This window comes from Methylovulum psychrotolerans (assembly GCF_002209385.1).
In the GTDB taxonomy this organism is placed as follows: Bacteria; Pseudomonadota; Gammaproteobacteria; order Methylococcales; family Methylomonadaceae; genus Methylovulum; species Methylovulum psychrotolerans.
In genome coordinates this window covers 1,926,455-1,941,214 of record NZ_CP022129.1, presented here as the reverse complement: position 1 = coordinate 1,941,214, position 14,760 = coordinate 1,926,455, and the positions used below count along the sequence as shown (strand labels likewise).

Genomic DNA, 14,760 nt, shown 5'->3' with positions numbered 1-14,760 from the left:
AGGGGTTGATGGACAGTAAACTAATGCGGGGTATGGTGATAATAGTGGCTTTGGCCTTATGCGCTTGCTCACCTGTAGCGCCTTGGCAACGCGGTACGTTGGCTAAAGCGTCTATGGCGGTGGAGCCTACGCCTATGCAAACGCAGTTAAGCGAACATACCCATGGTAGCCGTGAAGCGGCAGCGGCCAGCACGTCGGCAAGCGGGGGTGGTTGTGGCTGTTACTAAACATTTTAAAGCTATTGGGCGTTTTTTGGGCGGCTTCGCGGCAGAATCCAAAGATAAGCTGCCGACAGCCCCAAGCCCTGCGTTACAAGCGTTGACAGTGGCGGCGTTGGCACTGCCGGGCTTAATGTTGCCGATGACGGCAGGGGCGGCGGAAGACGACGAGGTCGATTTCCAGTACAGCCATTATGAAGAAGGCAAGCGTAATTTGTCTGGGGCGAAGAGCACCTTACATCCTATCGAAGTCGATAGTGTGTTTGGCAAAGCGCGGATTAGCTTGTCGGATCGGATAAAATTTGCGTTTAATTATGTCCAAGATACTTGGTCGGGCGCTACGCCTATTACCACCTCACCTTTGGCGGCTAACGGCAATAACCCCATTACCAAAGATACCGCATCTGGAAAATCTGTTGTTGTCGGTGCTTCGCCCTATCTTGTAAATTCTAGTATGCTGATAAGCCCTAGGTTTGTACCGATAATTTTAGGGGCAAACGATAAAATTGCTTATAAAACCACCAGAGCTGTCGATGTTTTGGCAATGGCTTCTCCAGAAACCCGCAAACAAGGCGATTTCAAGTTGGGTTACGAATGGGATGAGGCGGCTATTAGTGTCGGTGGTGGCCTATCAATAGAACATGACTATGAGTCGCGTTTTGCTAATCTGGGCGGACGCTTGGATTTTAACCAAAAATTAACGACGCTGGACTTAGGATTAAGTTATACCAATAGTGATACGTCGGCTATTTTAGATCATGACGCAGTCCCTTATATTAACACCTCGGCTTACGCTTCACAGCTTAGCCTGAGTTCGGGATTAACAACCTTAAATGGGAACCGTCAAGATTGGGCGGGCAGTTTGGGGTTAACGCAGATACTTAGCAAAAACGCACTGGTTACAGGTAATGTCGGCTATACCCATAGCACAGGTTATATGGCCAACCCTTATAAGGTGATGACGGTGGTGTTTGCCGATCCGACAACAATAGGCAATGACCCCAACCATCCCCAAAGCATTGTTGGCGATGTCAGGGCGTTTTTGGAGCAACGGCCTGAAGAACGCAACCAACTGACGTTGGAGAGCCGCTATATTCAGCATATCGGTTTTGCCGATGCGGCTCTGCATCTGGATTATCGGTTCTTTCATGACGATTGGGGCATTAATGCCCACACGTTTGAGGCCGATTGGGTACAGCCTATTGCTTCGACTTGGACAGTAATCCCTAAAATCCGCTATTACAGCCAAGATGCGGCTAGCTTTTACTCCCCTTATCTGATTTCTAAACAAAGTTATTATAAATCAGTACAAAATCCAGACGGCTCTTATTCGGCACAATATTACGATCCTAAAAAATTGCCCAGCAATTTTTCCAGTGACCAGCGGCTAGCGGCTTATGGGGCTTTAAGCGGTGGTGTGACCATTAATAAAAAGCTCTCTAAAGCTATTAGCTTGGAGGCAGGGTTTGAATACTATACCCATGCCAGCACCTTAAGGTTAGGCGGTGGCGGTAGTGACGGCAGCTACAACGATTTCAATTATTATTTAGTCAATGGCTCCATAAATGTCAATTTGGAGGCGTTGAACAGCGGCGGCGGCAGTAGCTCCAGTAGCCATGCCCATCATGGCGAACATCACGATAGCCATGCCCCGGCGGGGATTATGTTTGGCCACATGCTCCATAAAACCAACGATGTGATGGTCGGCTACCGTTATATGTATAGCCGTCAAGCGGGCGATACGCTGCATGGCACTGGCGTGGCCAGCGACAGCCAAATCCAGAGCCAGGGCTGTACGCAAGGTTACACCCACACCTGCCGGGTTACCCCAGCCTATATGGATATGGGTATGCACATGCTTGACATTATGTACGCGCCTACCAATTGGTTGAACGTGATGCTGATGCCGCAGTTTATGGATATGGATATGGACATGCGGAATCTGCAAGGCCTTCGCTTTAACCCTACCCAAGATCATTTACATGGTGGTCACCGTACGGGCGGCATCGGCGATACGGGGATGTACGCGCTGTTCAAGCTGTTTGATAACGGCAACCACCATTTCCATGCCACGTTAGGCTTAAGTGCGCCCACAGGCGATACCGATATTATGCTCCGCCGTATGCACGGTAAAGATTCTGGCTATCTGCATTATGGGATGCAGTTGGGCAGCGGCACTTGGGATTTTAAGCCCAGTCTGACATATACCGGCCAGTGGGACGATTGGTCTTGGGGCGGGCAATTTAGCGCGGTCACGCGCCTGCAAAACCATAATGATGCCGGTTACGCGCTGGGTGATATGTTTCAAACGACAGCGTGGGGCAGTTATAGCTTAACGCATGCCTTATCCGCATCGGTACGCGGGCTTTATACGGTACAACAGCAGATTGATGGGCGGTTTAATTCGGTTGCTGGCGTGATTGACGGCGTTGTGGTCAAAAATGTCAATCCGGGTTCTAAAATCAATTATAGTTCCGGGCCTATGGATTATCCTAGCAGTTACGGTGGCCGTTATTGGGATGTCGGTTTTGGCCTTAACTACACCGTACCGGCGGGTACGTTAAAAGGCAATAATATCGGCGTGGAATGGCTACAACCGGTGCAAGACGATGTCAATGGCTACCAATTGGAAAGGGAAGGGACATTATCGGCGACGTGGAGTGTGATGTTTTAACGGCGCATGGCATTTTATCAGTGCGGCTTCAAGGCGATGGGTACGCCTTGCGACATTCAGCTCTTCGCCAAGACCCAAGCCCAGGCCAAACAGGTTGCCGATAGCGCGATTGCCGATATAGCCCGCTTGGAAGCCCGCTATTCGCGCTACCGCCCCGATAGCTTTTTGTCCGCCATTAATCGGGTTGCGGCCAGCGGCGGCAGTATCGAAGTCGACCCCGAAACGGCGGGTTTGCTGGATTATGCGGCAACCTGTTATCAGCAAAGCGATGGCTTGTTCGATATCAGTTCAGGGCTGTTACGCAAAGCGTGGCGTTTTGATACGGGTAAGTTGCCCGAAGAACAGGCTATCGCCGGGTTGCTGGCACATATCGGCTGGCATCATATCCGTTGGCACAAGCCGATATTGACTTTTACCGTGCCGGGTATGGAGCTTGATTTTGGCGGTATTGTCAAAGAATATGCCGTTGACCGCGCGGCGGCCCTGTGTACGGTGCAGGGTATACGCCATGGGGTCGTCAATTTGGGTGGCGACATTAAAATCATTGGCCCGCGTGCTGACGGCACGCCTTGGCGTATCGGTATCCGCCATCCGCGCCAGCAAGATGCCTTGCTCGACACCTTATCCCTGCATCAGGGGGCGTTAGCCAGTAGCGGCGATTATGAGCGCTGCGTGATGATTGACGGTATCCGTTATGGCCATATCCTCAACCCGAAAACAGGCTGGCCAGTCCGGCATTTGGCGGCGGTCAGTGTGGTGAGCGAGTTTTGTGTTATTGGCGGCAGTGCCGCCACCATCGCCATGCTTAAAGAAGACCAAGGCCCTGCTTGGTTGGCGGCCTTGGGGTTGCCGCATTACTGGTTTGATGTTGAAGGCAATGCAGGCGGGTCGTTGTTGGCAGGGTAGTTAAGCCCTTAGTCCGTTCGGCTAATCCGATTCGGCAAGGCTTTTTACCAAAAATGGCATAATTAACGCCAGTGTGTCCGCTTCTTCGGTGAGGTTAAGAGCCCGACTGTTAGTGTCGATAGCGCTTAAGTCGGCGTTGCCTTGGGTGTTAAACGCAAAAGCGCCGATTTTTACTTTCGTCGGCTGGGGATAGTTGTGTGCTTGGTAGCAGCTGATTTTTCCGGCTAATTTGCCGCCGCCATTAATATAGCTGGCCAGCGTGAAATGCAAGGTGTGTCCGGCCAGTTTAATAATGAATTCGCCATAAGCAAGGTAAGGCGGCGGTGTGCAATGTATGCCTAAGCGTTTTTCTTGGGCGGTGACGCGCTGGGCAAACGTATTAAACAGCATCAGCAGTTTATCGTAATCCATAGCGAGCCTATTAATGTCATTGGCGGTGCTGAAATCAGCCATGTCGTTTCCTTGTGGGTGACGGTTAAATGCTATAAAAGAGGCATAGCAAATAGCAAGCCAGTTTTTTAAATTAAAAGACAAATATTATCAATTAGTTAGTTGTTCCTTATTTTAGCCTTTGTGTGATAACCCTGCAAAAAATGTGTGGTGGCGACTGTTTTTGCAGGGTTGCCGGGCTTCCTTCCTTTATCCATAGCAAAATATCTATCTGGCAGATTGACCATGACCCACACCACAACCCAGCTTTTCCATCGGACGGGCTTATTTCTTACTGTGTTCATTACCGGCGCGTCGGTCATGGTGATCGAACTGCTAGGCACACGGATGATCGCGCCATTTTATGGGGCTAGCCTCTATGTTTGGTCGTCACTGATTTCGGTGACGATGATCGCGCTGTCTATTGGCTATTATCTTGGCGGACGCTGGGCGGATACGTCAAAACGTACCGGGCTGTCGTTGATTATCGCCCTGGCGGCGATTTGTACCTTGTTAATCCCTTTATTGACGCGGACGGTCTTGTTAGCCACCGATCCGCTGGGTTTGCGGGGCGGGGCGTTTGTCAGCGCATTAATCTTGTTTTCCCCCAGCTTGACCTTATTAGGCATGGTCGGCCCCTTTGCGATTAAGTTGGCGACGGCGCAATTGGAGGGGGTGGGTAACAGCGTCGGCTCTATGTATGCGGTCAGTACCTTAGGCAGTGTGGTTGGGACGTTAGTGCTGGGCTTCTTTTTGTTCCCTTTGCTCGGGTCGCGGCAAATCCTTATCGGTACGGGGATTTTATTGTTGGTGCTGGCGTTGGCGATTGCCGTGTATGAGCAGAAAAAACTGCAAGTGCCGACCGCTATCCTGCCCAGCCTTGTGCTTGCCGTCATCAGTTTGGCGATGTTGCCGAAAGTGATAGGGGCGGGGCATAGCTATACGGGCAGCAACCAATTCCAGATCCAATCTGAGCAAGAAAGCTTATACGGTTGGGTGCGGGTGATTGACCAAAAAGCGCGGGATTTGCGCTTATTGACGGCTGATGCCTCAACCATTGGCGCGTCCAGTATCAGTGACGGGCAAAGCCGTCTCAGTTATCAGGAAATTGTCGGCCTGATCCCGGCCTTGACCGAGAAGAAAATGACCCGCGCCCTGATTATTGGGCTGGGGGCAGGGCACATGGCAAAAGTCCTGCATGACCGTTACGGTATCATCACCGATACGTTGGAAATCGACCCTGCGGTGGCGCAAGCCGCCAGTGATTATTTTGGCTTTCAGCCGACAGGTAAGGCGATTGTCGGGGATGCCCGCTATGAAATCCGCCATCTGACCGGGCCTTATGATCTGATTATCCATGATTGCTTTACGGGCGGCTCGGAACCCGCGCATTTATTGACGGTGGAGACCTTGGCGCAGTTAAACGGCTTATTGGCCGAGCAAGGCATTTTGGCGTTAAATTTTGTCGCCTTTGCCCAAGGCGAGCATAGCAATACTTTAGCCGCCGTCTCCAAAACCTTGGCCGAGGTCTTCCCCCAGCAGTCGGTGTTTATCTCCGAGCCGGGCCGCGATTTTAACGACTTCATCTTTTTGGCGACCAAAAAGCAGCCGATTGATTTGGATGCTAAAGCCTTGTTAGCCAGCCAATCGGCTTGGCTGAAAGAGCGGGTGTTTCCGGTCGATAACCGCAACGGCGTGTTATTGACCGATAACCTGAATCCTTTAGAGCATTTGCAAACCGCCAAAGCCGAGCATTACCGGCATGTGATTGTTGATTGGTTTGGGCCTGAACTGTTAATCCGTTAAATCCTCCTCCAGCCCTAGTGCTGTCAATTGTCGCGCAAGCAATACCACTGGATGCACGACTTCCAACGTAAATCCCCGTTCCCGCAAGCCCGCTGCTATATGTAAGGCACAGCCGATATTTGAGCTGACCAAGATGTCCGGCGGTTGCGCTAAAGCTTGATCTAAGACAGCAGTTAATAAAGTCTGGGCCATTTGCGGATGGTCGAGCAGATAACTGCCCGCCGAACCGCAACACTGTACGCTGTCGGGTAAGGGGACAAGATTTAAGTCGGGGATTTTCTGCAATAAGTTAACCACACTTTGGTCAGTACGCAGGCTGTTTTTTAACGAGCAAGGGCTATGCAGACAAACGGCTTTGGGCAGGGGCTTTAAGCGCGGCGTTAGCGCAGCACCGAATTGGCTTAAAAAATGGCTGATGTCCATGACTTTGCCCGCAAACCCGGCATTGTTATAGTCGCGTAATTGGCTACCGCAACCGCTGGCGATACTGACAATGGCCGTCAGCGTTAAACCGCTAAAACTGCCGATATTGGTTGCCGCCAAGTGGCGGGCGGTGGTTGAATCGCCATCGTGCAAAGCCAACGCGCCGCAACAGGCTTGGGTAGTAGGGATGTGTACGGCAAATCCGGCGGCGGTCAGGACGGTAATGGCGGCGTGGACGGTTTCCTGATCCAGCCATTCGCCCAAACAGCCGACAAACAGGCCGACTTGGCCTTGTTCGGGGGCAGTGGCCGGATAATAGCTGTTAATGGGACTAATCGGCTCAGAATGGCTAGGCAACAGGCGTTCTAACGACTGTAAACGCAATAGTTTCGGCAAATTTAGCCGCCGGACGGTTTGTTGTAAGTGGCTGCTTTGATAAACGCGCAAAGCAGTTTGCGCCCAACGGCGGGTTTTTTGGTTATGCGCGACTTTTTTTAGCAGTGCCACGCGTACCGAACGGTGGCTGTGACTGTGGCTACGGAAATTGTCGATCAAGCGGCTATAGGGTACGACGGCGGGGCAAGCCCGTTCACAAGCACGGCATAACAAGCAGTTATCAATATGCGCAAATAAGGCTTCCGAGCCGGGTAGCTTATGTCCTGCCCACGCTTGGATTAAGGCAATCCGTCCGCGCGGTGATTCGTTTTCATTTTGAGTGTGGGTATAGGTAGGGCAATGGGGTAAACAGAGGCCGCATTTAACGCACAAATCCGCATCGCTTAATAACTCATTCATCATGGTGTTGTCTGGCCAGTGCCGTCATCAGTGCTTGGTACTCTTGTGGTTTTGGGCGGTACAGATAAAAGCCCAAGGCCGACATCAGGGTAAAAATGGTCAGGGTATTGACCGGGTCGCCGAAATAGAACATGACAAAGCCATAGATGACCGGACTTTGTATCAACGCCATAGACACTGTAACAGTTACCCAATAGCGCCGCTTAGCGGTTGCCGGGTAAGCGTCTGAAGGGCAGGGCATGGTTTGGTTCAGGCGCAATTGGATGTGCCGGAGCAGGTTGGTAAAAGGGAAGGTGACAATGGCGGTGGCGTAAAGGGCCGTCCTTAACCATTCACGGGTCGTATCGGGTAAGGGTTGTTGGATGCTGTCGCCGAAATGTTGGCAGACCAGCACCAAGGCGATTGACACAAGCACCGCCGCCGCCACGCTTAGCCACGGCATCCTAATGTCTGCTTGTAAGCGTTGGGGGTCAAAAGGAGGCTGCATAGTGATTCCTGTAACGGTAAAAAAGCTTCTATGATAGCAAATTCGGCAGGGCTTGGGTGAAGGGCGGCGCTAAGATTAGCGCTTGTTTTCTTAAAGTTTGGTTCACTGCCTGAAAACCGCCCATTTGCATGGGCAGTTTGTATGTCTATGCCGTTGCTATAGGTTATTTTTGAGCCAATTTGCTGTTATGGGCCGAATAGGTGAAATAAACGATCAATCCCAGCACTAACCAGACGAAAAAGCGTAACCAAGTGATGGCGGGTAAGAAAGCCATTAATGCCGAACAGGAGATCATGCCCAATACGGGTAGGGTAAAGCCGAACGGGGCGCGGAACGGGCGGTGCATGTCCGGTTTGGTGATGCGTAAGACAATCACCCCTAAACAAACCAGCACAAACGCTGCCAACGTACCGATATTGACCAATTCCGCCAAGATGTTCAAGGGCATTAGCCCTGCCATAATGGCCATGACCACACCGCAGACGACAATAATGCGTACGGGAGTTTGGGTGCTGGGATGGACGTAATCGAATAAAGAAGACAACAAACCGTCGCGGGACATCGCCAAAACAATACGGGTCAGGCCGTAATACAAGACCAGCATGACCGTGGTCAGCCCCGCGATGACACCGGTGGAAATCAGTGCTGAAGCCCAATTGATCCCTATTTGCTGCAACGCATGGGCAACGGGTGAAGGGACATTCAGATCGGTGTATGGCACGACCCCGGTCAGTAAGCCGGCAACAATAATGTAGATGATGGTGCAAAACGCCAACGACGAAACAATGCCAATCGGTAAATCCCGTTGCGGTTGTTGGGCTTCTTCAGATGCTGTGGAGACGGCATCAAAACCGACATAAGCAAAAAAGACTAAGGACGCACCCGCCAACACCCCCGTGGTTTTACCGTCGGGCAGGGTTTGGAACCAGCCAAACGGCATGAACGGATGCCAGTTTTCGGGGTGGATATTGAACAGGGCGACCGCGACAAATACCGTAATGGTGATCAGCTTGACAAAAACCATGGCATTATTGGCTTTGGCACTGTGCTTTACCCCCGCTATTAATAGCCCCATCAGCGATAAAATTATCAAAAATGCGGGTAAGTTGATCATACCACCGTCTTTTGGGGCTTTGGTCAGCAAATCGGGCAACGGTATGCCGATAGCGGTGAGGGCGGTGTTAAAATAGCCCGACCAACCGACCGCCACGGTTGCCACCGAAACGCTGTATTCCAGCAACAAATCCCAGCCGATAATAAACGCCCAAAGTTCGCCGAACGCCACATAGCTGTAGCCGTAAGCGCTGCCGCAACCGCCGATGGCGGCGGACAGTTCGGCGTAGGATAGGGCGGCAAACGCACAAGCAAAACCTGCGATGATAAACGACACAACCACAGCCGGCCCTGATTGCGTCGCCGCCGCTACGCCGGTCAACACAAATATGCCCGTACCGATAATCGCCCCTATGCCCAAAAACGCCAAATCCCAAGCGGAAAGGCAACGCTTCAGCCCATGTTCAGCCTCTTCGTGTGAAATAACCTCTTTTGTACGGAAAATTTGCAGTGTCATGAGAAAGCTCCCTGAATTGAAGATAAGCGATTATAGCGCATACCAAAATGAATGTTTGTTTTGCCTTATGGCTTTGAGGCTGATTTTGTGGCGAAAACCCGCCCTATCGGCCAGAACGGGCATGGTTAAATATGATAGCTCATGATAAAATTTAAGCCCTTCAATCAGCTAACGCTTTTCAACGGCTTTTCACGCCTTTATAAAACAACCCAGGCTCCTTCCGCCACCCGCCTGAGTTTATCTTTACTTACCCACTTGAGAAACTATCTTGATGAAAATATGCACACTTTTTGCCAGTACGTTATTGCTTTCCGTCGCTGTTGGCAATACTTATGCAACCACCTACAACATGCCGCCGACGCCTGGTGACCGGGTCATTACCCAATATCCTGATGGAATGCCGTTGACCCGCGCCGAACAAGATGAAACGCTGCTGGATGTCGCCCGACAATTTCTGTTGGGTCAGATGGAAATCGTCAGATTAAACCAAGACGTAGACCGCTGGCGTGTTAAAAAAGGTGAGATTGTCCGTGTTTCTAACCGACGGATTTTGCCGGATACCCCGCATGAAGGCATTACCTTAAATATTTCCGAATACCGCATGTACTATTATCCGCCTAACCAGCCGGGTGTCGTCATGTCGTTTGCCCATGGTATCGGGCGGCAAGACTGGAAAACGCCGTTAGGCAAAACCAGCATTGCGCGTAAGGTTAAAGACCCGGTTTGGCATCCGCCGGAGTCCATCCGCCGCGAACATGCCGCTAATGGTGATCCCTTGCCTGAAATTGTCCCCGCCGGGCCACATAATCCGCTGGGCGCTTTCGCGCTGTATCTGAATTTACCGGGCGAATACCGTATCCACGGTACCGACATCGACAAAATTTACGGTATCGGGATGCAGATTACCCACGGCTGTGTACGGATGTACCCGGAAGATATTGCGGAATTATACAAAACGGTCGATGTGGGTACGCCAGTTTATATGGTCAAACAGCCAATTAAGGTCGGCTGGTTGGATAACGTCCTATACATCGAAGCGCACCCTGATTTGGAAGGCGAAGAGATGACCCAAGACCAACGCTATGCGGTGGCCTTGCAGTTGATCCAAAAAGCCAACAACAATGAAATCCCCGATTTCGACCAAACCATCTTGAATGAAGCCTTGACGAAATTGGACGGCGATCCGGTAGCCCTATACGAACGTTTGCCGCCATTGGAAGAAGCCACCCCAGCAGTACCGCCGACAGCGGCACCTATTTTGCCCGTTAAACCTGTCAAAGCCGCTTTTTCCGCACCCGCCAAGCCGTTACCTGTAAAAGCTAAACCCGATCTTGCCAAGCCCGTGTTGGCTAAAGCGGATAAAAAAGTGCTGAAAAAGGCCGCAGGCAAACCGATAGACGCACTGCCTGTCGCCGCCAAATCGGTAAAAGGCAAAACCGTCACCGCTAAGGCCAGCTCCAGCAAAGCCCCGGCTAAAGCGGTGGCGGCCGCGCCAAAAGCCAAAGCCGCCACCAAAGTAGCGGCTATTAAACCGGCTCCAGCGCGTAAAGGCTCACCCGGCGGCTATCATCACGGGTCTTGATGTTGGCGCGGCAGCATTAAGAGGGCTTGGACGTGTTGTTTTTAGGCATTTTCCAAGCCTGTCTGCCACCAGTAAACAACAAGCGGACGCATGTCCCTTCGGTACCGCTTAAGGTCAACTGCGCATTGTGCAAGTCGGCAATTTCTTTAACAATTGCCAGCCCTAGGCCGCAACCGTTGCCGGGGCTGCCCGGAATACGGTAAAAGCGTTCGGACACTTTCGCTAATTCAGTATCGGGTATGCCAGGGCCGTTATCGGTCACGCTCAGGCAAATGTCGGGGCTAGCCTCTAAGCTCACCACAACGCTACCTTGGGGGCGGCCATAGGTGAGTGCGTTATCCAATAAGTTAGCCAACAATTCGCGTAACAACACCTCATCCCCCTGTACCCACAGGCTGTCTTCTTGGCCGTCAAAACTCAATTCCATTTTATTTTGCAAGGCCTTAGGCACCCAATCCATACAGGTGGTTTTAGCTAAAGCACATAAATCGACTATGCGTAACTCATGGCCACCACTAATCGGTTCCGAACGGGCCAACACCAAAAGCTGCGCAGTCAAATGAGACATGCGGTCGGCACTGCTTTGCACCTGCATTAAGGCAGGCTGCATGGCGGCAATGTCTTGCTCACGCAACGCCCGTTCCGCCTGTATTTTTAAACCCGCCAGCGGGGTGCGTAATTGGTGGGCGGCATTGGCAATAAAACGTTGCTGGGTAGCAATCGCCAAGGTCAATTGCGCCAAAAGCGCATTGATGGTGTCGGTTAATGTCCGCACTTCCAGAAAAACGTGGCTTTCCGGTATAGGGCTTAAATCGCGTGATGGGCGGCCGGCAATATGGTCGGCTAAGGTGTGCAGCGGTTGTAGACCCCGCTTTAAACCTGACAGCAAATACATGGCGGTGACGATGACAAACACCAATTGCGGGATTAAATCCGCCAATAAAATATCCATCATCATGGCGCGGCGTTTGTTGAGGGTTTCCGCGACATGGATAAACACTTGCCCGGGGTTGTCAAGAAAACGGATGCGCATCGACACAATACGCACCGGTTCGCCATACAGCGTGGCGTTAAAATACACTTGCCGCGACCAATCAATAGGTGCCGTTAAGGGCTCGGGAACTTGCGGGTCACCTGCCAATGTTTCCCCTTCGCTGGAGACGATTTTAAAATACGTTTCGTCCTGTTCGTCCCATTTGATGATTTCCAGTGCTTCAGGCGGCAATTCGACGACGATTTTATTGTGTTTGATTTTAATTTCTTGCCCTAAAGAACGTGCCGAATCCAACAGCCAACGGTCATAAGCCTGATCGACATAATGCACGGTGACAAAATACGACAGTACGGTATCGACCACGACAAAAACAATCAGCGGGATAACCAAACGGAACAGGATTTTGGTTTTCAGGCTTTTGGTTTTTTGCAGTTTAAGCGCCGTCATGGCTGGCCTCCAGCAAATAACCCAAACCGCGCACGGTGCGGATGGCCACGCCATAAGGCCCGATATGTTTGCGTAGCCTATGGATATTAATTTCAATGGCATTGTCGCTGATGCCTTCGGCATCGTGTGACAAACGTTGGGCAAGCCGATCCTTGCCGACCACTTTTCCTGCTTGTATCAGCAAAATCTCCAATACCCCATATTCACGCGCCGATAAAAGGAACGGTTGGTTATCGGCCAGAATCGTTTGCTTCTGGGTGTCCAACGTTAGTTGGCCAATACGGATGTGGTGGTCAAAGCCGCCATAGCAGCGGCGTATCAAGGCTTGGATGCGGGCTTCCAATTCGCGCAGTTCGAAGGGTTTGGTCAAATAATCATCAGCGCCCTGTTCAATGCCGTCAATCCGGTCGTTAACGCTATCGCGGGCGGTCAAAATAATGATGGGCAAGGACAGCTTCCGGTGGCGGAAGCGCCGCAGCAATTGCAAGCCGTCCACATCAGGCAAACCCAAATCCATCACAATCAGGTCAAAATCTTGGCTGTCAACCAATTGCTCGGCCAGCCGCGCCGTCGCGGCGGTGCTGACACAGTAGCCGCTGCCGGCCAAGGTATGTAATAAACCATCGGCTAAAACAGCATCATCTTCTATCAATAAAATATTCATGAGCAATGGACTGCTGAAAGGTTTATGAAAGGTTGGGCCATTAAGATAAGACTTAACCGGAACGGATATGTGGTGACTGCTTGAGTGCGCATAAAAAACCCGACGGGGAATGAGTAAAGATAGCCAACGCTAGCCTTAAGTTTAAGGATGGATAACATGATACATAAACACGCCGCGTATTACCTACAGCATTTAAAAAGCGACCTGCCGGCCGGACTGGTCGTGTTTTTGGTGGCCTTACCCTTGTGCTTGGGTATCGCCTTAGCATCGGGTGCACCGTTATTTTCTGGACTGATTGCCGGCATGGTCGGCGGCTTAGTCGTATCTTGGTTAAGCGGTTCGCAATTATGCGTTTCCGGACCCGCAGCGGGACTTACCGTCATCGTCATGACCGCCATCCAAACTTTAGGCAGTTTTCAGGCTTTGCTGGTGGCCTGTATTTTGGCGGGGATGATGCAGCTTGCTTTGGGGTACTTAAGAGCCGGGATTATCGGGGCATTTTTTCCGGCAGCAGTTATCGAAGGTATGTTGGCGGCTATCGGCCTGATTTTGATTATTAAACAAATACCCCACGCTACCGGTTACGATAGCCATTATGAGGGCGATGAAAGCTATATGGACGAGACTGCCCAGGCCAGCTTTTTGGATGTTTTCAGCGCCTTAAACGGTATTTCGCCGGGAGCGGTCATTATCAGCACAGTGGCCTTAGTCTTGTTAATTGTTTGGGGATTGCCTGCCTTAAAACGTTTGCCCCTATTAGCGCGCATTCCTGGCCCTTTAATGGCGGTGGTCTGGGGGGTGGCTTATCAGCTTATCTGTACACGCTTTGCCCCTGAATGGGCGGTCAGCGCCAAACATCTGGTTAATTTGCCGGTGTCGGCAAGTCCTGGTGATTTTCTCAGTTATTTCACCCTGCCAAATAGTGGCTATTTGGCGCATTTGTCTAATCCGCAACTTTACGTCACGGCGGCGACTATCGCGGTGATTGCCAGTTTGGAAACGCTGTTGAGCCTGGAAGCGACGGATAAGCTAGATCCATTGAAACGTTTGGCCCCCACTAACCGTGAGCTGAAAGCGCAAGGGGTCGGCAATATCCTCAGCGGCTTATTGGGGGGCTTGCCGATTACGGCGGTCATCGTACGCAGTGCCGCGAATATTAATGCGGGCGGTAAAACCCGTATCGCCTGCTTTTCCCATGGCTTGCTCTTATTATTAAGTGTCGTGTTTTTGGCGGAATATCTGAACGGCATCCCTTTAGCTTGTTTGTCGGCCATTTTGCTGCATACCGGTTATAAGCTGGCGAATCCCCGTCTGTTCAGGCAGTTTTACCGCAAAGGCATGAATCAGTTTTTGCCTTTTGTGATCACAGTGCTGGCCATTTTAAGCACGGATTTATTGGCAGGTATGGCTATCGGCATGGTTATTGGCTTGTTTTTTGTTATGAAAGCCAATTATCATGCTGCCATTACCCTCATTCAGGAAGGTACACTCCTTACCCTGATGTTTAATAAAGACGTGTCATTTTTAAATAAGGCCTTGCTCAGAAAGTTGATTTTGCGGATTCCGGCCAATAGCACGGTGATGCTTGATGCGCGTAAAGCCGGCTTTATTGATCATGATATTATGGAAATTTTAAATAATTTTTTGGCCACTGCGCCGGATGACGGTATTAGCGTCGAGATCATAGACTTATATGGCAAAGAAAAAATACACCAGCACCAAGCGATTGTCATTAAAGGCTGACCCGCTAAGTAACCCTAGGATT

12 protein-coding genes are annotated in these 14,760 nt (G+C 51.1%); 6 read left to right on the top strand and 6 right to left on the bottom strand.

Annotated elements, in window-relative coordinates:
• The first annotated feature begins 8 nt into the window (after positions 1–8).
• The 3 genes from CEK71_RS08810 to CEK71_RS08800 are packed head-to-tail and all read left to right on the top strand — an operon-like array spanning position 9 to position 3,798.
• Positions 9–227 (top strand): DUF4266 domain-containing protein, encoded by a 219-nt coding sequence (locus tag CEK71_RS08810; protein ID WP_232463793.1) that lies wholly within the window; start codon positions 9–11, stop codon positions 225–227.
• Positions 214–2,892, top strand: coding sequence for a DUF3570 domain-containing protein (locus tag CEK71_RS08805; RefSeq protein WP_232463792.1), 2,679 nt, complete (start codon positions 214–216; stop codon positions 2,890–2,892). The genes CEK71_RS08810 and CEK71_RS08805 overlap by 14 nt, the downstream gene beginning before the upstream one ends.
• Before the next feature lie 6 nt (positions 2,893–2,898).
• Positions 2,899–3,798, top strand: coding sequence for an FAD:protein FMN transferase (locus CEK71_RS08800; RefSeq protein WP_088619046.1), 900 nt, complete (start codon positions 2,899–2,901; stop codon positions 3,796–3,798).
• A 21-nt stretch (positions 3,799–3,819) separates the two neighbouring features.
• Here CEK71_RS08800 and CEK71_RS08795 read toward each other — a convergent pair whose 3' ends face one another.
• Positions 3,820–4,251: a hypothetical protein gene (locus CEK71_RS08795; RefSeq protein WP_088619045.1), complete on the bottom strand. Its 432-nt coding sequence runs from the start codon at positions 4,249–4,251 to the stop codon at positions 3,820–3,822.
• 222 nt (positions 4,252–4,473) lie between these two features.
• On the opposite strand from CEK71_RS08795, the gene CEK71_RS08790 reads away from it, so the two are divergent.
• On the top strand, positions 4,474–6,033 hold the full coding sequence (locus tag CEK71_RS08790) for a fused MFS/spermidine synthase (protein ID WP_088619044.1): 1,560 nt from the start codon (positions 4,474–4,476) through the stop codon (positions 6,031–6,033).
• On the opposite strand, the gene CEK71_RS08785 is transcribed toward CEK71_RS08790, so the two are convergent.
• The 3 genes from CEK71_RS08785 to CEK71_RS08775 form a co-directional block, all read right to left on the bottom strand.
• Positions 6,022–7,254, bottom strand: coding sequence for a (Fe-S)-binding protein (locus CEK71_RS08785; protein ID WP_232463791.1), 1,233 nt, complete (start codon positions 7,252–7,254; stop codon positions 6,022–6,024). The two genes, CEK71_RS08790 and CEK71_RS08785, sit on opposite strands and share 12 nt — an antisense overlap.
• Positions 7,244–7,738: a hypothetical protein gene (locus CEK71_RS08780; protein WP_088619043.1), complete on the bottom strand. Its 495-nt coding sequence runs from the start codon at positions 7,736–7,738 to the stop codon at positions 7,244–7,246. Before CEK71_RS08780 ends, CEK71_RS08785 begins: the two co-directional genes overlap by 11 nt.
• 163 nt (positions 7,739–7,901) lie before the next feature.
• Complete coding sequence (locus CEK71_RS08775) at positions 7,902–9,308, bottom strand: amino acid permease (RefSeq protein WP_198328515.1); 1,407 nt, start codon at positions 9,306–9,308, stop codon at positions 7,902–7,904.
• Between the two features lie 271 nt (positions 9,309–9,579).
• Between CEK71_RS08775 and CEK71_RS08770 the strand changes: the two genes are divergently transcribed.
• The gene (locus CEK71_RS08770; protein ID WP_088619042.1) at positions 9,580–10,890 is read left to right on the top strand and encodes a L,D-transpeptidase family protein; all 1,311 of its coding nucleotides are present in this window, start codon (positions 9,580–9,582) and stop codon (positions 10,888–10,890) included.
• Positions 10,891–10,906: 16 nt separating this feature from the next.
• Here the strand turns inward: CEK71_RS08770 and CEK71_RS08765 are convergent, their stop codons facing one another.
• Positions 10,907–12,331 carry a sensor histidine kinase N-terminal domain-containing protein gene (locus CEK71_RS08765; protein WP_232463790.1) on the bottom strand — a complete coding sequence of 475 codons (1,425 nt, stop codon included), beginning with the start codon at positions 12,329–12,331 and terminating at the stop codon, positions 10,907–10,909.
• Positions 12,318–12,995 (bottom strand): response regulator, encoded by a 678-nt coding sequence (locus tag CEK71_RS08760; RefSeq protein ID WP_088619041.1) that lies wholly within the window; start codon positions 12,993–12,995, stop codon positions 12,318–12,320. Before CEK71_RS08760 ends, CEK71_RS08765 begins: the two co-directional genes overlap by 14 nt.
• Positions 12,996–13,151: 156 nt before the next feature.
• On the opposite strand from CEK71_RS08760, the gene CEK71_RS08755 reads away from it, so the two are divergent.
• Entirely contained in the window at positions 13,152–14,738 is a 1,587-nt protein-coding gene (locus tag CEK71_RS08755) for a SulP family inorganic anion transporter (RefSeq protein ID WP_088621552.1), read from the top strand.
• The last annotated feature ends 22 nt before the right edge of the window (positions 14,739–14,760 follow it).

Excerpts from the sequence above, each read along its gene's own strand:
- CEK71_RS08760 (WP_088619041.1), bottom strand. The coding sequence starts at position 12,995 with ATGAATATTTTATTGATAGAAGATGATGCTGTTTTAGCCGATGGTTTA.
- CEK71_RS08810 (WP_232463793.1), top strand. The coding sequence starts at position 9 with ATGGACAGTAAACTAATGCGGGGTATGGTGATAATAGTGGCTTTGGCC.
- CEK71_RS08780 (WP_088619043.1), bottom strand. The coding sequence starts at position 7,738 with ATGCAGCCTCCTTTTGACCCCCAACGCTTACAAGCAGACATTAGGATG.
- CEK71_RS08770 (WP_088619042.1), top strand. The coding sequence starts at position 9,580 with ATGAAAATATGCACACTTTTTGCCAGTACGTTATTGCTTTCCGTCGCT.
- CEK71_RS08775 (WP_198328515.1), bottom strand. The coding sequence starts at position 9,308 with ATGACACTGCAAATTTTCCGTACAAAAGAGGTTATTTCACACGAAGAG.
- CEK71_RS08765 (WP_232463790.1), bottom strand. The coding sequence starts at position 12,331 with ATGACGGCGCTTAAACTGCAAAAAACCAAAAGCCTGAAAACCAAAATC.
- CEK71_RS08795 (WP_088619045.1), bottom strand. The coding sequence starts at position 4,251 with ATGGCTGATTTCAGCACCGCCAATGACATTAATAGGCTCGCTATGGAT.
- CEK71_RS08785 (WP_232463791.1), bottom strand. The coding sequence starts at position 7,254 with ATGATGAATGAGTTATTAAGCGATGCGGATTTGTGCGTTAAATGCGGC.
- CEK71_RS08800 (WP_088619046.1), top strand. The coding sequence starts at position 2,899 with ATGGCATTTTATCAGTGCGGCTTCAAGGCGATGGGTACGCCTTGCGAC.
- CEK71_RS08755 (WP_088621552.1), top strand. The coding sequence starts at position 13,152 with ATGATACATAAACACGCCGCGTATTACCTACAGCATTTAAAAAGCGAC.
- CEK71_RS08790 (WP_088619044.1), top strand. The coding sequence starts at position 4,474 with ATGACCCACACCACAACCCAGCTTTTCCATCGGACGGGCTTATTTCTT.